Below are 20,153 nucleotides of genomic sequence, written 5' to 3'. Positions count from 1 at the left end.
GAACGATCATTGGCCACCTTGGCCAAACCAGTCACGCAACTTGATAGCTTTGACCATTGTCCCGCGCCCCGCGCAGAGCGAGTATTTCCCTGTTAATTACGGTTCCCCCAACCTAATAAAAATACAGAGGGATTCTGGCAATGCTCGATTACTTGTCTGCCACGTCACAGTTCAATTATCAGCACACCGTCGACGCCGCACTCGCCGGCGATTTGACTGCCCTCAACGCCTGCGTCGAGTGTTGCGACCGGCATGCGTTGCCGGGTCGAATCGCGCTGTTCTGGGAAGGCCGCGACGGCGCCAGCGCGACGTACACCTTCAGCGATCTGCAGGATAAAGCCGCACGATTCGCCAATTTTCTGCTGGCTCAGGGCGTAAAGAAGGGCGACAAGGTTGCCGGCCTGCTGCCACGCAACATCGAATTACTGATCACTGTGTTCGCCACGTGGCGCATCGGCGCGGTTTATCAGCCGCTGTTCACTGCCTTCGGCCCGAAAGCCATCGAGCACCGCCTCAGCTGCTCCGGCGCCAACGTCGTGGTGACCGACGCGGTCAATCGCAGCAAACTCACCGACGTCGCCGACTGCCCGACCATCGTCACCGTCGCGGGCCCCAAGGGGCAGGGCATTGTCCGTGGCGATTACAGCTTCTGGGCCGAACTGGCCAATTATCCCTCTGAGTGCGAACCGGTGCTGCTGACCGGCGAAGACCCGTTCCTGCTGATGTTCACCTCGGGCACCACCGGCCCGTCGAAAGCGCTGTCGGTACCACTTAAAGCCATCGTCGCCTTCCAGAGCTACACCCGCGACGCCGTGGACCTGCGCCCCGAAGACGCCTTCTGGAACGTCGCCGACCCGGGCTGGGCCTACGGCATTTATTTCGGCGTCACCGGACCGATGGCCATGGGGCATCCGATTACCTTTTACGATGGACCGTTCACGCTCGAAAGCACCTGCCGGGTGATCAACAAATACGGGATCACCAACCTCACCGGTTCACCGACGGCCTATCGTTTGCTGATCGCTGGCGGAGACGAATTTGCCAAGTCGATCAAGGGCAAGCTGCGGATCGTCAGCAGCGCTGGTGAGCCGCTGAACCCGGAAGTGATTCGCTGGTTCGCCGACAACCTCGGCGTAGTCATTCACGACCACTATGGTCAGACCGAACTGGGCATGGTCCTGTGCAATCACCATGCGCTTGAACACCCGGTGCATGTCGGCGCCGCCGGGTTTGCTTCACCCGGTCACCGCATCGTCGTGCTGGATGATGACTACAAAGAACTGGGCATCGGCGAGCCCGGCATTCTGGCCATCGACCGCACCCAGTCGCCGATGTGCTGGTTCGGCGGTTATGAAGGCGCGCCCACCAAGGCCTTCGTCGGCAACTACTACCTGAGCGGCGACACCGTCGAATGGAACCCGGACGGCAGCATCAGCTTCGTCGGCCGCAGTGACGATGTGATCACCACCTCCGGCTACCGGGTCGGCCCGTTTGATGTGGAAAGTGCGTTGATCGAACACCCGGCGGTGGTCGAAGCGGCGGTGGTCGGCAAGCCCGATCCGGAGCGCACCGAATTGGTCAAAGCCTTCGTCGTGCTCAGCGCGCAACACCGCGCCGCACCGGAACTGGCCGAAGAACTGCGCCAACACGTGCGCAAGCGTCTGGCGGCGCATTCGTACCCGCGTGAAATCGAATTTGTCAGCGAGTTGCCGAAAACCCCAAGCGGCAAATTGCAGCGCTTTATCTTGCGCAACCAGGAAATCGCCAAGGCTCAAGAGGCCGCCGCGAAGAACGTTTAAGCTTGAATCCAAGGAAACAATGATGCAGATCGAAAACAAGGTTTTTCTCGTCACCGGTGGTGCTTCCGGTCTCGGTGCCGCGACGGCTGAAATGCTGGTGGCTGCGGGCGCCAAAGTGATGCTCGTGGACATGAACGTCGAGGCGGTTACCGCCCAGGCTGAACGTCTCGGCGCCCAAAGCGTGGTGGCGGACATCAGCAACGAAGCGGCGGCGGAAGCGGCGGTGCAGGCGACGGTCAAAGCCTTCGGCGGCCTCAACGGTCTGGTCAACTGCGCCGGCATCGTGCGCGGCGAGAAGATCCTCGGCAAGACCGGGCCGCACGCGCTGGCCAGTTTCAGCCAGGTGATCAACGTTAACCTGATCGGCAGTTTCAACATGCTGCGTCTGGCTTCAGCGGCCATCGCCGAAACCGAAGCGGATGCCGATGGTGAGCGCGGCGTGATCATCAATACCGCCTCGGCGGCCGCGTACGACGGCCAGATCGGCCAGGCGGCCTACGCGGCCTCCAAAGGCGCGATCGTCAGCCTGACCTTGCCCGCCGCCCGCGAACTGGCGCGCTTCGGCATCCGTGTGATGACCATCGCCCCCGGTATTTTCGAAACCCCGATGATGGCCGGCATGACCCCGGAAGTCCGACAGTCCCTGGCTGCCGGCGTGCCGTTTCCGCCGCGTCTGGGCAAACCGAGCGAGTATGCCGAGCTGGTCAGGCATATCATTGAAAACAGCATGCTCAACGGCGAGGTGATCCGTCTCGACGGTGCCTTGCGCATGGCCGCCAAGTAAGGAGGATTTGTCATGACTATTGCCAACGATCCAATCGTTATCGTCAGCGCCGTCCGCACCCCGATGGGCGGTTTCCAGGGCGAACTGAAAAGCCTGACTGCGCCGCAACTCGGTGCTGCCGCGATTCGCGCAGCAGTAGAACGCGCCGGTGTTGCACCGGACGCCGTTGAAGAAGTGCTGTTCGGCTGCGTACTGCCCGCCGGCCTCGGCCAGGCCCCTGCACGTCAGGCTGCATTGGGCGCCGGGCTGGATAAGTCGACCCGCTGCACCACCCTGAACAAGATGTGCGGTTCGGGGATGGAAGCGGCCATTCTGGCCCACGACATGCTGATCGCCGGCAGCGCCGACGTTGTCGTCGCCGGTGGCATGGAAAGCATGTCCAACGCGCCGTACCTGCTGGACCGCGCCCGCAGCGGTTACCGCATGGGCCATGGTCGGGTACTCGATTCGATGTTTCTCGACGGTCTGGAAGACGCCTACGACAAGGGTCGCCTGATGGGCACCTTCGCCGAGGATTGTGCCGAAACCAACGGTTTCACCCGCGAAGCCCAGGACGCGTTTGCCATTGCCTCGACCACCCGCGCGCAGCAGGCGATCAAGGACGGCCGCTTCAAGGACGAAATCGTTCCGCTCACCGTGACCGTCGGTAAAGAGCAGGTGCTGATCAGCAATGACGAACAGCCACCGAAAGCCAAACTCGACAAGATCACTTCGTTGAAACCGGCATTCCGCGACGGCGGCACCGTCACCGCGGCGAATTCCAGCTCGATCTCCGACGGCGCGGCGGCACTGGTGCTGATGCGCCGGTCTGAAGCTGAAAAGCGCGGCCTCAAGCCGCTGGCAGTGATTCATGGCCATGCGGCGTTTGCCGATACCCCGGGCCTGTTTCCAGTCGCTCCGGTGGGTGCGATCAAAAAGCTGATGAAAAAAACCGGCTGGTCCATGGACGAAGTCGAGCTGTTCGAAGTCAACGAAGCCTTCGCGGTGGTCAGCCTGGTGACCATGAGCAAACTGGAGATTCCCCACGAGAAGATCAACGTGCACGGCGGGGCTTGCGCCCTGGGCCACCCGATCGGTGCGTCTGGTGCGCGGATCCTCGTGACCTTGCTCTCGGCCCTGCGCCAGAAAGGCCTGAAACGCGGGATTGCAGCGATCTGCATCGGCGGCGGTGAAGCCACGGCGATGGCCGTGGAATGCCTGTACTAAGGCTGACGCCAATCACTGTGGGAGCGGGCTTGCCCGCGATGGCGGTTTTCCAGACGCCAACGATGTCGTCCGACAGATTGCTATCGCGGGCAAGCCCGCTCCCACAAAGTCTTGCGTTTCAACTTGATTTTTAAGGACTTGGCATGATTCCCAATGACGAACAACTTCAGATCAGCGAAGCCGCCCGGCAATTTGCCCAGGAACGGCTGAAGCCGTTCGCCGCCGAATGGGACCGCGAGCATCGCTTTCCCAAGGAAGCCATCGGCGAGATGGCCGAACTGGGCTTCTTCGGCATGTTGGTGCCGGAGCAGTGGGGCGGTTGCGACACCGGCTACCTGGCCTACGCCATGGCCCTGGAAGAAATCGCCGCCGGCGACGGCGCCTGCTCGACCATCATGAGCGTGCACAACTCGGTGGGTTGCGTACCGATCCTCAAGTACGGCACCGATGAGCAGAAAGAACGCTTCCTCAAACCCTTGGCCAGCGGTTCGATGCTGGGCGCCTTTGCGCTGACCGAACCACAGGCCGGCTCCGACGCCAGCGGCCTGAAAACCCGCGCCAAGTTGAATGGCGATCACTACGTGCTCAACGGCTGTAAACAGTTCATCACCTCCGGGCAGAACGCCGGCGTGGTGATCGTGTTTGCGGTGACTGACCCGAGTGCCGGCAAGCGTGGCATCACGGCGTTGATCGTGCCGACCGATTCGCCGGGCTACAAAGTCGCGCGGGTCGAAGACAAACTCGGTCAACATGCTTCCGACACCTGCCAGATCCTGTTTGAAGACGTGAAGGTGCCAGTGGCTAACCGGTTGGGCGAGGAGGGCGAAGGCTACCGGATCGCTCTGGCCAACCTTGAAGGTGGCCGTGTCGGCATCGCTTCGCAATCGGTGGGCATGGCCCGCGCCGCGTTTGAAGCGGCTCGCGATTACGCTCGTGAGCGCGAGAGTTTCGGCAAGCCGATTATCGAACACCAGGCGGTCGCGTTCCGTCTCGCCGATATGGCGACCCAGATCGCCGTCGCCCGGCAGATGGTGCATTACGCTGCGGCGTTAAGAGACAGCGGCAAACCGGCCTTGGTCGAAGCGTCCATGGCCAAGCTGTTTGCCTCGGAAATGGCCGAAAAGGTTTGCTCCTCGGCGTTGCAAACGCTTGGCGGTTACGGTTACTTGAACGACTTCCCGCTGGAGCGGATCTACCGCGACGTGCGGGTCTGTCAGATTTACGAAGGCACCAGCGATATTCAGCGCATGGTTATTTCGCGCAATCTTTAAGAAGGAAAGTACTTGTGAGCTACGAAACGATTTTGTTGGAAACCCATGGCCGTGTTGGCCTGATCACCCTCAACCGTCCGCAAGCCCTGAATGCGTTGAACGCGCAAATCGTCAGTGAGCTGAACCACGCGCTTGATGGCCTGGAAGCCGATTCGAACATCGGCTGCATCGTGCTGACCGGCTCGAAAAAAGCCTTCGCCGCCGGCGCCGACATCAAGGAAATGGCTGAGCTGACCTATCCGCAGATCTACCTCGACGATCTGTTCAGCGACAGCGATCGCGTGGCCAACCGCCGCAAGCCGATCATCGCGGCGGTCAACGGTTTCGCGCTGGGCGGTGGCTGTGAGCTGGCGCTGATGTGCGACTTCATCCTGGCTGGCGACAACGCCAGATTTGGTCAGCCGGAAATCAACCTCGGCGTGCTGCCAGGCATGGGCGGCACCCAGCGCCTGACCCGCGCCGTGGGCAAGGCCAAGGCCATGGAAATGTGCCTCAGTGGTCGACTGATCGATGCGGTAGAAGCGGAGCGCTGCGGGATTGTCGCGCGGATTGTTCCGGCAGATGAATTGCTGGAAGAAGCGTTGAAAGTTGCTGCGTTGATCGCCAAGAAGTCCTTGCCGATTGCGATGATGGTTAAGGAAAGCGTTAACCGTGCGTTCGAAGTTAGCCTGTCGGAAGGCGTACGCTTTGAGCGTCGGGTGTTCCATGCGGCGTTTGCGACGCAGGATCAGAAAGAAGGGATGGCGGCGTTTATTGCCAAGCGTGAGGCTGAGTTCGTCGGTAAGTAATAGGGCGTTCTTGCGAACGTCATCGCGGGCAAGCCCGCTCCCACAGTGTCCCAGGTGTACACAGAAGATCCCTGTGCGAGCGGGCTTGCCCGCGATGCTTTTAGGCTTTACACCAAATAGTGCTTGAGCTCTCGGGCAATCACCATCCGCTGTATCTCGCTCGACCCTTCATAAATCTGCGTGATCCGCGCATCCCGGTAATAACGCTCCACCGGGTAATCTTCCAGATACCCGTACCCGCCATGAATCTGCATCGCCGACGAACACACCTTCTCGGCCATTTCCGACGCAAACAGCTTGGCCTGTGAAGCCTCCGACAGACACGGCTTGCCGGCACTGCGCAACCGTGCGGCATGGAGGATCAGCAACCGCGCCGCGTTCAACCGCGTGTGCATGTCGGCCAGCATGTTGGCGATGCTCTGGTGCTCGATGATCGGCTTGTCGAACTGCACTCGGTCGCGCGAGTAGGCCAACGCCGCTTCGAATGCTGCACGAGCAATGCCCAATGCCTGCGCCGCGATGCCGATGCGACCGCCTTCGAGGTTGGAGAGGGCAATCGCCAGTCCCTTGCCGCGTTCACCCAACAGATTGGCTTCGGGGATGGTGCAGTTGTTCAAAGTCACTGCACAGGTATCGGATGCGCGAATGCCCATCTTGTGTTCAGTGCGATCAACAATGAAACCCGCTGTATCCGTCGGCACCAGAAACGCCGAGATACCGCGCTTGCCCAGATCCGGATCGGTCACCGCAAACACAATCGCCAGTTTCGCCCGTTTGCCGTTGCTGACGAATTGCTTGGCGCCGTTGATCACCCACTGGCCATCGCGCAGTTCGGCACGGGTGCGCAAGTTGTGGGCTTCGGAACCGGCCTGGGGTTCGGTCAGGCAGAAGCAACCGATGGCCTGGCCGCTGGCCAGATCCGGCAACCAAGTCTGTTTCTGTTCTTCGGTGCCGTAATTGAGCACTGGCCCGCAGCCTACGGAATTGTGGATACTCATCAGCGCGCCGGTAGCACCATCGCCCGCAGAAATCTCTTCCACCGCCAGCGCGTAGGCAACGTAGTCGACATAGGTGCCGCCCCATTCCTCGGGCACTACCATGCCCAACAGCCCCAGTTCGCCCATCTTCGCCACCAGACCGTCGTCGATCCAGCCGGCCTTTTCCCAGGCCTGGGCGTGGGGTGCGATTTCGCCGCGGGCAAAGTCCCGGGCCATGTCGCGGATCATGACTTGCTCTTCGCTCAATTCGATATCGTGCATGGCTCAGCTCCCGCTCCGGTCAAAACCCGTGAAGAAACTCGCGACGTGCTCGGCGTCCAGCGCCTGCAAGATCGGCGGGTTCCAGCGCGGTTTCTTGTCTTTGTCGATCAGCAAGGCGCGCACGCCTTCGATCAGATCGCCGCGCTCGAACCACTGACGGTCCAGGTGCAGCTCAAGGGCGAAGCAGTCTTCCAGACTCAGGTGCCGACCGCGCCGCAGCATTTCCAGGGTCACGCCCATGGCCAGCGGTGAGCGGCTTTCCAGCAGGTCGGCCGTGGTTTTGGCCCATTCATGGCTGTCGGCGACTGTTACTTCACGCAGTTGCTCAACAATACTCGGCACATCGGGCAGGGCGAAGAAGTGATCGATGGCCGGGCGTAACGCCGCCAATGGTGGGGCTGGCAGTTGTTGCATGGCGAGTTTCGCCAACAGGCCTTGAAGATCCTTGAGCGGGGTTTCGTGCCATTGCAGTTGATCGAGTCGCTCGTCAAGTGCGCCCAGCTTTTCACTCTCCAGATACCAGTCGGCCAAGCCGCAATAGAGCGCATCGGCCGCGCGGATCTGCACACCGCTGACGCCGAGGTAAATACCCAGTTGACCGGGAACGCGCGGCAGGAAGTGGCTGCCACCGACGTCCGGAAAATAACCAATGGCGACTTCTGGCATCGCCAGACGGCTTTTTTCGGTGACCACCCGCAAGTCCGCGCCCTGCACCAGACCCATGCCACCGCCCAGGACAAAACCGTCCATCAAGGCCAGTATCGGTTTGCGGTAGTGGTGAATCGCGAGGTCGAGGGCGTATTCCTCGACAAAGAAATCTTCGTGCAGCGTGTCGCCGCTTTTGAAACTGTCATACAGCGATCGAATGTCGCCACCGGCACAGAAAGCCTTCTCGCCAGCACCGCGTAACACCACTGCGTGCACCTGTGGATCCACAGCCCAGGCGTCGAGCTGACGCTGCAGAATGCGAACCATGTCCAGGGTAAGGGCGTTGAGGCCGGCGGGGCGATTGAGGGTCAGGTGACCGATGTGGTTGCGAACCTCGGCCAGCACTTCGTTTTGCGTGGCATCCATGGACGAAGTCCCTTTCGATGAAACCTGAGCAGTCATCAGTAACTCCCTGCTTTTATTGTTCTTTATAGAGAAGCTCGCGCGCGAGCGATGCTGGATCGTACCAGTGCAAATTTGTGATGTACAACCCGGATAAGTGCAGGTTGCCTGTGCATTTTTGCATGATGGTTGTCGGCTTCCAGCGCCGCTTGATCGTAGTCCAAAAACCCACCGCTACCGGTGAAATGCATCCGCGGCGTGCTCAGAGCCGTGGCGCAAGTACCTCACCGATGCTACGGCGCTTGGCGTGCAGCTCGCTGATGTGGATCAGTTGTTCGAGGTCTTCGGGAGTGACATCGAAAAACGCTTCCATCTGCGCCAAAGCCAGTTTCAGGTCTTGGGCGGTGATTGCCTGGCTGTCGATGGGCGGGTGATCGGCGGGCACCGAAGCGACCGGTTCGCTGGCGCGCTTGGGGTAACGAATGCGCGTCAGATTGTTGTAGGCCAGGGCGCTAAGCAACATGGTCGCTGCGCTGAGCATGACCGGACCGAGCGCTCTCCAGTCAAGGGCAATCGTTGCCGGGTCCGCCAACACTAAAAGCAACGCCAGTGCCCCGGCCGGCGGGTGCAGGCAACGCAACCAACACATCAGAATCAGCGCCATGCCGGCCGCCAGGCAAGCGCTGCCCAGCGTGCGTCCGAGTACGTGAGCGACCAGCAGCGAAACCACTCCGGCGCTCAAGTAACCACCCAGAATCGACCACGGTTGGGCGAGGGCGCCGGAGGACACGGCGAACAGCAGCACCGCCGATGCACCCAGCGGACCGATCAAGTGCTGCGCCACCTGCATGCCGAACACCTGACTACAGAGCCAGACGCTGAACATCGTGCCCAAGGACATGCCAATGGCGGCACGGCTCCATTCGGAGGGACGGGTATTGATGGCGGAGGGAAACCAGCGAGCGAACATTATAAAAATCGATCCATTACCAAAAAAAACCGAGGCAAAAAAAAGGCTTAGCTGGGATACCCAGAAAGCCCTTGAAGTTGTTCCCACTATTGGGGGAGGAACCAGCACAGTGTGCCGATCATTCCTGATGCTGACAAATTCATATTAATGAGGTTTCAGTGCATTAATTTTGCGCTATTGCCACCCGGCGCCCACTCATGAAACACAGGAAACCACCCATGGCCGTCAGCGCGCTCAAGGCATAAAACATTGTGGGCGCGGGGGTGTGCATCAGCAGAAAACCGCAAATCACCGGGCTCAGGGCACCGCCGAGGGCCGCAAGGTTTTGCGCGCCGTAGTAACTGCCGCGCAGTTCTTCGGGCGCCAGGGTGTCGACGAAGAGGAATTCGGCGGGATAAATGATCATTTCACCGAGGGTGAAAATGAACATCGCCAGGCACCAGGACACCAGACTGTCGGCCATGCTGAACCCGATCAGCCCAACGATGAACAGGCTGGTACCGCCCGCGATCCAGTAGCGCAATTGTTCGCGCTTGAGGAAACGGCCGATCTGGTATTGCAGCAGGATCACGCTGATAGCGTTGCAGGCGAGCAGGGCGGCCATGGTTTCCAGGGCGCGCTTGGAGTCGTGAGTCACCAGCAGGTATTGCGACAGGTACAGGGTGAAACGGCCGTGCACCACGGTGCTGAGCAAGCAGCCGCAGGTGAACATGATCAGCGTCCGGTCGTTCTTCAGGGTCACCAGTGTCTTGAGGAAACTCTGGGGCTGACCAATGGCGGGTGTCTGGGCCGAATCCTTGGGAATCCCGATCATCAAGAAAATACTGAAGAACGCGATGCCACCGGCAATCAGGAACGGTGCAATTGGATACACGCCGGCAATCACCACACCGAGCATCGGGCCCGTGGCGTAACCGATATTGGTCAGGGTGTAGCGCAGGGAAAACGCCTTGGCGCGTTGGCCCATCGGCAGGTTTTCACTGAGGATCGCCTTGGAACCGATCAGGAACAACGCCGAGGCGGTTTCGGTGATCACCAGGGTGGCGGTGGTCAGGTAGAGGTTGTCGGCGAAGGTCAGCAGCACGAAGCCGATGGCGCTGGAGAGCATCGCGAGGATCAGCAGCCGACGCTTCTCCAGACGGTCGATGATGTAACCACCGTACAGGGCGAGCAGGGTGGCGATGAACACCGCAATGCCTAGCAGCAAGCCAACGTCCTGTTGGTTGAGGCCGAGTTTGTTGCTCAGGAATAGCGTGAGCAACGGGCTGGTGATGGCGCGGCTGACGACGATGGTCAGTGAAACGATCATCAAGCGGCGGATAACGAGTGAGTAAGTGGCCACGGTGGTGCAAATATCCTTATTTTGGTGTTTGGCTTTGATCGTTCCCACGTCGAGGCGTCGAACCGTCTGCGTGGGAATGCCTCACCGGACGCTCTGCGTCCGCTTCTGGGACGCGGAGCGTCCCGGGCTGCATTCCCACGCGGAGCGTGGGAATGATCGAGGTCTCAATGCAATTCGATTCCTCCAGCCGACACAACTGCCCGAGTAATTCCTGAGCCTGCAACTGCGGCATCACCCGCCCAGCCAGACTGAAAAACTTCTCCTCCAGCGCCACATCACTCAACGGATTGCCCGGCGCACCCAGCGGCACGTCAACGCACAGGCTAGCCTGCCGACCGTCCACGGTCCGCACGCTGACGACGGGCTCGCCATCCTCTGACAGTTGCGGGTCCACTTCAAGACGGATGCGCGACATCCAGTGGGCAATCCGTGGATCGCTCCGTTGTTCATCGTCATAAGCCTCCAGCCGGCAATGGCCCTGGACCAGTCGGGCCGCGAGGGCATAGGGCAGGCTCATGATCAATTCTCGGCCACTCACCGATTGCTCAGACATCGACACCGCCGCCATCACGGCTGGCAACACCACCGCGCCGGAATGGTCGCAACCGCCGGTGTCATCCAGTTCCTGCGCATGGGTGGCGATACCGTTGAGCATTGCCGCCTGAGCGGCGCCGATGCACTGATCGGTGCCCCAGATCAACGTGCCGCCGGTTTCCCCGGCAAACACCTGACGCGCCTGTTTCGCGATATCGCTGTCGGCCCCGGCCAATGTCGCGCCGAAGGTGTCGAGAATGTGCCGTTTGGCTTGTGCCACCAATGCCGGTGGTAAGTCTTCAAATCCCGTGTCGACACAAAATTGCGCCAATCGCTGCATTCGCTCACTCATCAGATGTAATCCCGATAATGGCGCTCATACACCGCCGCCGGATGATCCTCCGTGACCGGTGCCGCCGAATCCGCCCACCACTGGGCAACTTCGGCACCTGTGGCAATCCACACGTCATTGTGCTGTTGAATCCCTTCAAGCAATTCGCGCAACACGCCAATCCGTCCCGGTGTGCCGATGATCTCGGGGTGAAGTCGCAGCACATAACACAGCCCGAACCGGTGAAACCCGGCGAAGTCCATTTGCATGTTGCCCAGGGTGTGGCTGTAAGAGGCGATCCGCGATTGCGCCGGTGGCACGGCGGGGCTGAGGTTGAAGGCGAAGTAGGGCTCGTCTTCGAGTTCGTAGTGCAACGGCAGCTCGATCACTTCCGGCGCCGTCGGGTGCGCAAATGGCAAATCATCGCCGCGCCACGACGAAGACCAGTGAATGCCGTGATCCTTTAACGCCTCGATAAAACCCGGCGCACCGTTACCGGCCGGGATGCGAAACCCTGTCGGACGCTGGCCAGTGAGTGCCGTCAATGCCTGGCAGCCCTTGGCGATTTCGGCGCTCTGCGCGGCCAGGTCGAGGGTGTCGTAGTTCTGGTGGCGATACCCGGCGCAGGCAATCTCATGCCCGCCGGCCTGAATCGCGCGGATGTGTTCCGGGTTTTCCTCGGCGACGATGCCGGGAATAAGCCAGCTGCTGGATACCCCCAGTTCTGCGAACAATCCGAGTAAGCGGTCGACGCCGCGTTGGCTGCCATAGCGCCAGACCGACAGGGTCTTGTCACGCCCGGCGACTTCCGGAGCCTGGGTGAGGATGCCGTGGATGTCGTTGTAATCGACGGTCAGCACCACGGCGCAGCGGTAGCCTTTGGGCCAGACAGTGGAATCAGCCATGGCGATGCGCCTTCAGCCACCATTGGGCGACATCGCGGCACGTGGCGAACCAGACATCGTCGCGCTGGCGCATGTGTTCGAAAAGTTTTTCCAGCAACAGGATGCGCCCCGGTTTACCGGTGATCTTGGGGTGGAACAGGGTGGTCAGGCACAGCCCTTCATTCATGGCGCCGTCGTACTCGCGGCACCAGTTGTCCAGCGTCAGCGCGTAGCTGGCGGTGCGGTCCAAGCCCGAGGGGAAGTCCGGCGCTCGCGTATAGGCGATGGAGGCGTAGTCATCCATTTCCCAGCGGCCGGGGATTTCCACCAGCGGCGTTTCAAAGCCCGGGACCTTCACCAGGTACGGGCGGTCATCGCCACGCATGCTGCTGGAGTAGGTCACGCCGGCTTCCACCAGCATCGCCGGGGTCTCGGCCCGCCAGTCCCCGGACGGGGTGCGAAAACCTTCGGCGCGGATGTTCAGGTGCTTCCAGAACACTTCACGGGATCTGTTCATCACGTCCTTTTGCTGTTCCAGCGTCAGGGCGTAAAAGGATTCGTGTTTGTAGCCGTGGCAGGCCACTTCATGCCCGCGCTCGACAATCGCCTGGCACTGTTTTGGCCAGTTCTCCACGACCCAGGCCGGGACGAAGAATGTCGTCGGGATCTGGTACTCGTCGAGCAAATCGAGGATTCGCGGCAATGCGCGGTAAGGGCCGTAACCACCGAAACCGAAGTACTCGGGCTTGCGCCAGATCGAGCCGTTGAGCATGGCATCGCCGGTCGGGCCGTCGAGGTCGAAGGCCAGGGCGAGGCATGCTTTGTGCTGGACGGGCCAGGTGGGTTGTGGCGAGGAGGACATGGGTGTGGCGCTCCGGTTGCTGATCGTTGGTGCGGTCAAAATCGACCCCTCACCCCAACCCTCTCCCCAGAGGGAGAGGGAGCTGACCGAGGTGATCTCTCGAGTTACTGCGACCTGAAATATTGAGTCGAGCTCAGGTTCTGAAAAACATGAAGATCAGCTCCCTTTCCCCCTCTCCCCCTTGGGGAGAGGGTTGGGGTGAGGGGGCGATTTCGAACCAGATTACTTGCCGGCGTTGATGGTCACAGTCTTGATCGCACCCAGCTCCAGGTCCCATTTTTTCAGGATGGTCTGGTAAGTGCCGTCATCGACCATACTCTGCAACGCGACTTTCACCGCTTCACTCAACTCAGGCTTTTTCTTGCTCACGCCCATACCGGTGAACTGCACGGAAATCGGTTGGCCCACAGTCTTGTACATGTCTTTTTCCTGAGTCTTCAGGTACGACAAGGTCTCGCTGCCTTGCATTGCTGCATCGATACGGCTCTGGCGCAGTTGCGCACGAGCATCGGCCGAACCTTCGGTGCCGATAACGACGATGGCCGGTTTGCCGGCGGCTTCGCAGTTGGCCTTGCTGTATTCGGCAATTTCCGCCGGGAAGGTGGTACGTCGGCTGGTGCCGACTTTCTTGCCGCACAGGTCGGTGATTTCGTTGAAATCCTTGTTCTTCTGCAAGGTGTAGAACTGCGGCCCGCTGGTGAAGTAATCGACGAAGGTCACGCTGGCCTGACGTTCAACGGTGTCGGTCATGCCCGAGAGCACCATGTCCACACGGTCGGTGGTCAGCGCATTGATCATCTGTTCGAAGCCGGTTTCCTGCCATTTGATCTTCACACCCAGACGCTCGGCCAAGGCATTGCCCAGGTCATAGTCAAGCCCGGTCAACGTGTTGGTCGCCGGGTCCTTGAAGTCCATCGGCGGGTAGTTCGGCATGATCGCTACCACGATCTCGCCCTTGGCCTTGATGCTGGCCGGCAATTCGGCGGCGAAACTGACGCTGGAAGCCATCAGGCCTGCGAGTACAGCTGGGATAACTATGTTCTTCATGGTCGTTCTCTTATGAGTGTTGTGAGGCGGCTCTTGTTTTCCAAGCACGGCCCTTAGGTTCGAACGGCAGAAATGAAGCTTTGGGTGCGTGGGTTTTGCGGACTTATTAGTATTTCTTCGGGGCTCCCAGCCTCCACGATCTGCCCATCGTCCATGAACACCATGCGGTTGGACACCTCGCGAGCGAAGCCCAGTTCATGGGTGACGACGATCATGGTCATGCCGGTCTGCGCCAGATCGCGCATCACCGACAGCACCTCACCGACCAGTTCCGGGTCGAGTGCCGAAGTGGGTTCATCGAACAGCATCAGCTTGGGTCGCATGGCCAATGCACGGGCAATGGCGACGCGTTGTTGCTGACCGCCCGAGAGTTCGATCGGGTAGCTGTTGCGTTTGTCGGCCAGACCGACGCGAGCGAGTAATTCCACGGCTTCTTCATGCGCCTCCTTGGGCGAACGCTTGAGCACCTGGCACGGCCCTTCGATGATGTTTTGCAGCACGGTCATGTGCGGGAACAGATTGAAACGCTGGAACACCATGCCGGTGGACAGGCGCTGACGGGCGATCTGTGACTCGTTGAGTTCGTGCAGTTTGTTGCCGACGATCCGGTAACCCACCAGTTCGCCGTCGACCCACAGGCCGCCCTTGTCGATTTTTTCCAGCTGGTTGATGCAACGCAGCAAGGTGCTTTTGCCGGAGCCGGACGGGCCGATGATGCACAGCACTTCACCTTGCTCGACTTCGATATTGATGTCCTTGAGCGCGTGGAAATGGTCGTAGTACTTGTTCAGGCTCACGGCCTTGACGATGCTTCTCATGTTGAACTCCTCAAGAACGCTTGCCGGCGCCGCGAGCGAAACGGCGCTCCAGACGGCTTTGACCGAAGGACAGGACGGTGACCGTGGCCAGGTACCAGATACCGGCGACGATCAGAAGCTCCATGACCCGGGCGTTGGCGTAGTAGATGTTCTGGGCGTTGTAGAGCAGTTCCGAGTACTGGATGACGCTCGCCAGGGAGGTCATTTTCACCATGCTGATAAACTCGTTGCCCACCGGCGGAATGATGACCCGCATGGCCTGGGGCAGGATGATCCGGCGCAGCGCTTGCAGGCGCGGCATGCCGATCGACTTGGCGGCTTCGTACTGACCGGTGTCCACCGATAGCAGGCCGGCGCGCACCACTTCGGCGGTGTACGCGCCTTGGTTGATGCTCAAACCGAGGAGGGCGGCCACGAACGGCGTCATCAGGCTGACGGTGTCCATTTCGACCAGGCCGGGGATGCCGATGGTGGGGAAGATCAGCGCCAGGTTGAACCACAGCAGCAGTTGCAGAATCAGCGGCGTACCGCGGAACAGCCAGGTGTAGGTCACCGCCACGTAGCGCAGGATAGGGTTGGCCGACATGCGCATGATCGCCGTGATCACGCCAAAGACAATGCCCAACGCCATCGCCAACACCGCCATGACGATGGTGTTGAGTAAGCCCCACATGATCGCCTGGGAAGTGAGGAACTGGCCGATGTATGACCATTCAATCTTGCCTTCGGCGAAGGCGCGTACCAGTCCGAGCATCGCAATAACGATCACGGTCGCGAAGAAAATCCGTCCGTAGTATCGCCGTGGCACATGGTGGTACTGGGTGATATCGAACTGGTTTTCCGCCAGTTTTCGCTCCGACTGGAGTCGTTCTGCCTGAGTCTGGCTCATGTTGGTTCTCCGTACACTGTTCTTTCAGGTCACACACAATCCCTGTGGGAGTGAGCCTGCTCGCGATGGCGGCGGGTCAGGCACAGGGGGTTGAATGTCATACCGCTATCGCGAGCAGGCTCGCTCCCACAGGTTTTGCGTGCTGCTTCAGAGGCGAAAGCCCTGATAGTTCTCGGTCCATTCGTGCTGCGCAGCGAGGGCGGTTTTCAAACGGCCGATCTGCTCGCGCACCTGTTGCGGCGCAGTGCCGCCCCAGCCACTGCGGGCGGCGATGGCGGCTTCGAGGGTCAGGCTCTCGCGCACTTGCGCGGTCAGGCGCGGGTCAATCTCTGCAAGCAACGCCGGAGACGCTTCCCACAACTCGATGTCGTGTTTCTCACAGGCTTGGACCAGCGCGCCGGTGATTTCGTGAGCCTCCTTGAACGGCACGCCGCGCATGGCCAGCCAGTCGGCGACTTCGGTGGCGAGTGTGAAGCCCAGCGGCGCCTGACGACGCAGCTCTTCGACGTTGACTTTCATGGTCGCGACCATCCCGGCCATGGCTGGCAGCACCAGCAGCAGGGTGTCGACGCTGTCGAGCACGCCGTTTTTGTCTTCGCTCAAGTCACGGTTGTAAGACAGCGGCAAGGATTTGAGCGTGGACAGCAGACCCGTGAGGTTACCTATCAAGCGACCAGCCTTGCCCCGGGCCAGTTCTGCAATGTCCGGGTTCTTTTTCTGCGGCATGATCGAGCTGCCGGTGGCGTAGGCATCGTCCAGTGCGACCCAGCGAAATTGCCGCGACGACCACAGGCAAAACTCTTCGGCGAGGCGGGAGATGTTGATCCCTAGCATGCTGGCGATGAACAGGAATTCGGCGACGTGATCGCGGCTGGCCACCGCGTCGATAGAGTTTTCGCAGACGCCGCTGTAACCCATTTCCTTGGCTGACTGCTGAGGCAGTCGAGCGATGGCGGAGCCGGCCATGGCCGCAGCGCCCAGTGGCGACAGCGAAGTGCGCACGTCCCAATCCACCAGGCGTTGCACGTCGCGCAACATTGATTGGGCGTGGGCCAGCAAATGGTGAGCGAAAACGATTGGCTGGGCTTGTTGCAGGTGAGTGAAGCCGGGGCAGATGCTCTCGATGTGTTGCTCGGCCTGATCCACCAGCGCCTGTTGCAGGGCCAGCACTTCAACGGCCAGGGTACGAACGTGGTCACGCAGGAACAGACGCAGGTCGTTGGCAGTCTGGTCGTTACGCGAACGGCCGGCGCGAAGCTTGCCGCCCAGCGCGCCGAGGCGTTCGGTCAGCAGTCGCTCGATGAAGGTGTGGACGTCTTCGTCGTCCAGGGTCGGCGCGATGCTGCCGGCGCGAAAGTCATCACCGATGCGCTCAAGCGCGTCGAGCATGGTTTGGGTTTCTTGCTCGTCGAGCAGCCCGGCGCGCTGCAATTCACGGGCATGAGCCTTGGAACCGGCGAGGTCGTACGGGGTAAGGCGAAAGTAGCGCTCAGGGCAACGGGACAAGGCCGCCAGGGCTTCGGACGGCCCGCTTTTGAAGCGGGCACCCCAGAGACGGTCGGTGGTTTGAGACATTGTTGTTTTCCTCGTCGGTAAAGCGAACTGAAATCGGTGTGCCGGGCCCCGAACACTTGCCGTTGGTCAAAAAAATTCAACCGGGCGTGGTTAGGCCAAAGCAGTTTTCAAGAGGGCAGTTGCAGCGTGCGAGAGCTGATCGAAGTGTCAGCTTTTAGTAGTTCGAAATCAGTGAGTTGGCACTGATGTGCGGGATTTATTAGCGGTTGCCAAGCCTGGTTTTCTGTGTTCATTATTATTGGCCAGCACTATTTTTGTTGTTGAGCACAGAGTGTTGAATTGGGCACCAGAGGTAAATAAGCATTATGGAAACCCCACTTTCCAATTCCGGAAACCCGCCACCGAAAACGGCACATCGGGCACCGCTGACCCTCAGCGGTCTGGACTTCAAGTTGCTCAAAGTGTTCAAGGCGGTGGTCGAGGCCGGAGGGTTCAGTGCGGCCCAGAATGAACTGAATGTGGGGCTGGCAGCCATCAGCAAACAGATCTCCGACCTTGAGATTCGCATCGGCATGCGCCTGTGTACCCGAGGGCGGGAGGGCTTTCACCTGACCGAAGAAGGCAGTCTGGTGTATCAGGCGTCGATCGATTTGTTTGCCTCGGTCGACAACTTTCGTGATCGGCTTAGTTCAGCGCAGAACGAACTGATCGGTGATCTTGGCGTGGGGGTTATTGATAATACGATTTCCGATGCTAATTCCCCGTTAGTTGCTGCGCTTAGAATAATTAATGAGACATCGCCTAAAGTCAGGTTTCAACTTCAAGCCTCTCAGCTGGATGAGGTGGAAAGAGGCGTGGTAGAGGGACGGTTAGTGGCGGGGATCGTGCCGGTGTATCAGAAACGCGAAGAGTTTGATTACTACGCGCTTTATGAAGAACGCTCCGAAGTTTATTGCGCAGTCGGTCATCCGTTATTCACGGTGCCGGACGCAGAAATCGGCAGTCATGTGCTCAAGGATTACGAGTGCATCAACCACCGCTATGCGATTCATCGCGACAAACTGAATTTTGCCTACTACGACAGCTTTTCCGCCTCGGCCAGCCAGGTCGAAGCGGTGGCATTGTTGATCAAGACCGGGCGTTTCGTGGGTTTTCTACCACAGCATTACGCTGCATCGATGGTCGCTCAGGGACAATTTCGCGCGGTGCGCCCGGACCTGATCAACATCATCACCCCGTTCAATCTGATCCTTCGTCACAACACTGTGCGCAGTCCGCTGGTCAAGGCGTTTGCCCAGGCGTTGGGGGTCGATTTGAAGGCGTCGCTCTGATAGCGGTTCACATCGCATTCAAGCGACGACCGAAGCAGCGGGCCACTGCTGATGCGGAATCGGCAAGTTGCGCGACTCACCACGGCCCATCGGGAAGTACATGAAACCGGCGCGGGCCAGTCGATCGGCGTCGTACAGGTTGCGTCCGTCGAAGATTACCGGTGCGTTGAGTCGCTGCCGGATCAGGTCGAAATCCGGCGCCTTGAACTGCTGCCACTCGGTGCAAATGATCAGGGCATCAGCGCCGGCCAATACCGATTCCGGCGTGCCCATCAGCATCAATCGGGACTCATCGGGATACAGCTGTTGGGTTTCCTGCATCGCTTCCGGGTCGAACGCGCGGACATTGGCCCCGGCTGCCCACAGCGATTCCAGCAGCACCCGGCTCGGTGCATCACGCATGTCGTCGGTGTTCGGTTTGAATGCCAGGCCCCACACGGCAAAGGTCCTGCCACGCAAATCGCCTTTGTAGAACGCATTGATACGCTCGAACAGTTTGTGTTTTTGCCGCTGGTTGATGGCTTCCACCGCTTGCAGCAGGTCGCTGGAGCAATGGGCTTCTTCGGCGCTGTGGATCAGCGCGCGCATGTCCTTGGGAAAACACGAACCGCCATAACCGCAACCGGGGTAGATGAAGTGGTAGCCAATGCGCGAGTCGGCACCGATGCCCAGGCGCACCGATTCGATGTCAGCGCCCAGGTGCTCGGCCAGTTCGGCGATCTGGTTGATGAAGCTGATCTTGGTTGCCAGCATGCAGTTGGCGGCGTATTTGGTCAGCTCGGCGCTGCGCAGGTCCATGAACATGATCCGGTCATGGTTGCGGTTGAAGGGTGCGTAGAGGTCGCGCATCACGTCACGCACATCATCGCTTTCGCAGCCGATGATAATCCGGTCCGGACGCCGACAATCGGCGACGGCCGAGCCTTCTTTCAAAAACTCCGGGTTGGAGACGATATTGAACTGCAGCAGCCGGCCAACCTTGATCAGGCACTTGTCGATGTGCGCGCGCAAGGTATCGCCGGTGCCCACCGGCACGGTGGATTTCTCCACCAGAATCACCGGGTGTTCACGATGACGCGCCACGGCTTCGCCCACCGACAGCACATAACGCAGATCCGCCGAACCATCGTCCCGCGACGGTGTGCCGACGGCGATAAACAACACTTGGCCATGCTGCACCGCAAACTTCTCGTCAGTGGTGAATTGTAGACGATTGGCCTCCAGGCTTTCGCGCACCAGGCTGGCCAGCCCCGGTTCGAAAATACTCACGTGGCCTTGTTGCAGCCGTTCGACTTTGCGCTCGTCAATGTCCATGCAGACCACGTCGTGGCCGACTTCAGCCAGGACAGCCGCTTGCACCAAGCCAACGTAACCGCTACCAAATACACTGATTTTCATGGGGCACTCCTGAGTTCGGACGCGAGAGCAGGGCGAGAGTTGGGGGGCGGCGTCAGGATAGGCGGGGTCATATTT

18 protein-coding genes are annotated in these 20,153 nt (G+C 60.0%); 6 read left to right on the top strand and 12 right to left on the bottom strand.

What is annotated here, in order from left to right; all coding sequences use genetic code 11:
* Nucleotides 1–140 precede the first annotated feature (140 nt).
* From FQ185_RS00300 to FQ185_RS00280, 5 genes are all read left to right on the top strand, one after another.
* Nucleotides 141–1,799 (top strand): AMP-binding protein, encoded by a 1,659-nt coding sequence (locus FQ185_RS00300; protein ID WP_149415692.1) that lies wholly within the window; start codon nucleotides 141–143, stop codon nucleotides 1,797–1,799.
* A gap of 22 nt (nucleotides 1,800–1,821) precedes the next feature.
* Nucleotides 1,822–2,583, top strand: coding sequence for an SDR family NAD(P)-dependent oxidoreductase (locus FQ185_RS00295; protein WP_149415691.1), 762 nt, complete (start codon nucleotides 1,822–1,824; stop codon nucleotides 2,581–2,583).
* Between the two features lie 12 nt (nucleotides 2,584–2,595).
* A complete protein-coding gene (locus FQ185_RS00290; protein WP_149415690.1) occupies nucleotides 2,596–3,789 on the top strand; it encodes an acetyl-CoA C-acyltransferase in 1,194 nt (397 codons plus the stop codon).
* 143 nt (nucleotides 3,790–3,932) lie between these two features.
* A complete protein-coding gene (locus FQ185_RS00285) occupies nucleotides 3,933–5,060 on the top strand; it encodes an acyl-CoA dehydrogenase (protein ID WP_149415689.1) in 1,128 nt (375 codons plus the stop codon).
* Nucleotides 5,061–5,074: 14 nt separating this feature from the next.
* Nucleotides 5,075–5,848: an enoyl-CoA hydratase gene (locus FQ185_RS00280; RefSeq protein ID WP_149415688.1), complete on the top strand. Its 774-nt coding sequence runs from the start codon at nucleotides 5,075–5,077 to the stop codon at nucleotides 5,846–5,848.
* 107 nt (nucleotides 5,849–5,955) lie between these two features.
* On the opposite strand, the gene FQ185_RS00275 is transcribed toward FQ185_RS00280, so the two are convergent.
* The 11 genes from FQ185_RS00275 to argH form a co-directional block, all read right to left on the bottom strand.
* Nucleotides 5,956–7,107: an acyl-CoA dehydrogenase family protein gene (locus FQ185_RS00275; RefSeq protein WP_149415687.1), complete on the bottom strand. Its 1,152-nt coding sequence runs from the start codon at nucleotides 7,105–7,107 to the stop codon at nucleotides 5,956–5,958.
* Nucleotides 7,108–7,110: 3 nt separating this feature from the next.
* Nucleotides 7,111–8,217 carry an enoyl-CoA hydratase/isomerase family protein gene (locus FQ185_RS00270; RefSeq protein WP_149415686.1) on the bottom strand — a complete coding sequence of 369 codons (1,107 nt, stop codon included), beginning with the start codon at nucleotides 8,215–8,217 and terminating at the stop codon, nucleotides 7,111–7,113.
* Nucleotides 8,218–8,419: 202 nt separating this feature from the next.
* Nucleotides 8,420–9,127: an HPP family protein gene (locus FQ185_RS00265; RefSeq protein ID WP_149415685.1), complete on the bottom strand. Its 708-nt coding sequence runs from the start codon at nucleotides 9,125–9,127 to the stop codon at nucleotides 8,420–8,422.
* A gap of 163 nt (nucleotides 9,128–9,290) precedes the next feature.
* On the bottom strand, nucleotides 9,291–10,469 hold the full coding sequence (locus tag FQ185_RS00260; RefSeq protein WP_149415684.1) for an MFS transporter: 1,179 nt from the start codon (nucleotides 10,467–10,469) through the stop codon (nucleotides 9,291–9,293).
* Nucleotides 10,470–10,485: 16 nt separating this feature from the next.
* Complete coding sequence (locus tag FQ185_RS00250; protein ID WP_218575879.1) at nucleotides 10,486–11,355, bottom strand: MmgE/PrpD family protein; 870 nt, start codon at nucleotides 11,353–11,355, stop codon at nucleotides 10,486–10,488.
* Nucleotides 11,355–12,239, bottom strand: a complete 885-nt coding sequence (locus FQ185_RS00245) for a polysaccharide deacetylase (RefSeq protein WP_149415683.1) — start codon at nucleotides 12,237–12,239, stop codon at nucleotides 11,355–11,357. The genes FQ185_RS00250 and FQ185_RS00245 overlap by 1 nt, the downstream gene beginning before the upstream one ends.
* Nucleotides 12,232–13,080 carry a polysaccharide deacetylase gene (locus FQ185_RS00240; protein WP_149415682.1) on the bottom strand — a complete coding sequence of 283 codons (849 nt, stop codon included), beginning with the start codon at nucleotides 13,078–13,080 and terminating at the stop codon, nucleotides 12,232–12,234. Before FQ185_RS00240 ends, FQ185_RS00245 begins: the two co-directional genes overlap by 8 nt.
* Before the next feature lie 222 nt (nucleotides 13,081–13,302).
* Complete coding sequence (locus FQ185_RS00235; RefSeq protein ID WP_149415681.1) at nucleotides 13,303–14,127, bottom strand: ABC transporter substrate-binding protein; 825 nt, start codon at nucleotides 14,125–14,127, stop codon at nucleotides 13,303–13,305.
* 53 nt (nucleotides 14,128–14,180) lie between these two features.
* Complete coding sequence (locus FQ185_RS00230; protein ID WP_149415680.1) at nucleotides 14,181–14,945, bottom strand: amino acid ABC transporter ATP-binding protein; 765 nt, start codon at nucleotides 14,943–14,945, stop codon at nucleotides 14,181–14,183.
* 10 nt (nucleotides 14,946–14,955) lie between these two features.
* Nucleotides 14,956–15,834 carry an amino acid ABC transporter permease gene (locus tag FQ185_RS00225; protein WP_149415679.1) on the bottom strand — a complete coding sequence of 293 codons (879 nt, stop codon included), beginning with the start codon at nucleotides 15,832–15,834 and terminating at the stop codon, nucleotides 14,956–14,958.
* A gap of 147 nt (nucleotides 15,835–15,981) precedes the next feature.
* Nucleotides 15,982–17,409: an argininosuccinate lyase gene (gene argH, locus FQ185_RS00220; protein WP_149415678.1), complete on the bottom strand. Its 1,428-nt coding sequence runs from the start codon at nucleotides 17,407–17,409 to the stop codon at nucleotides 15,982–15,984.
* 305 nt (nucleotides 17,410–17,714) lie between these two features.
* Here argH and FQ185_RS00215 point away from each other — a divergent pair, with 305 nt between their 5' ends.
* A complete protein-coding gene (locus FQ185_RS00215) occupies nucleotides 17,715–18,680 on the top strand; it encodes a LysR family transcriptional regulator (RefSeq protein WP_149415677.1) in 966 nt (321 codons plus the stop codon).
* Between the two features lie 18 nt (nucleotides 18,681–18,698).
* Here FQ185_RS00215 and FQ185_RS00210 read toward each other — a convergent pair whose 3' ends face one another.
* Nucleotides 18,699–20,078 carry a UDP-glucose/GDP-mannose dehydrogenase family protein gene (locus FQ185_RS00210; protein ID WP_149415676.1) on the bottom strand — a complete coding sequence of 460 codons (1,380 nt, stop codon included), beginning with the start codon at nucleotides 20,076–20,078 and terminating at the stop codon, nucleotides 18,699–18,701.
* Nucleotides 20,079–20,153: the final 75 nt, after the last annotated feature.

The organism is Pseudomonas sp. ANT_H12B (genome assembly GCF_008369325.1).
Classification (GTDB): domain Bacteria; phylum Pseudomonadota; class Gammaproteobacteria; order Pseudomonadales; family Pseudomonadaceae; genus Aquipseudomonas.
This window is presented reverse-complemented; position numbering and strand designations above follow the sequence as displayed.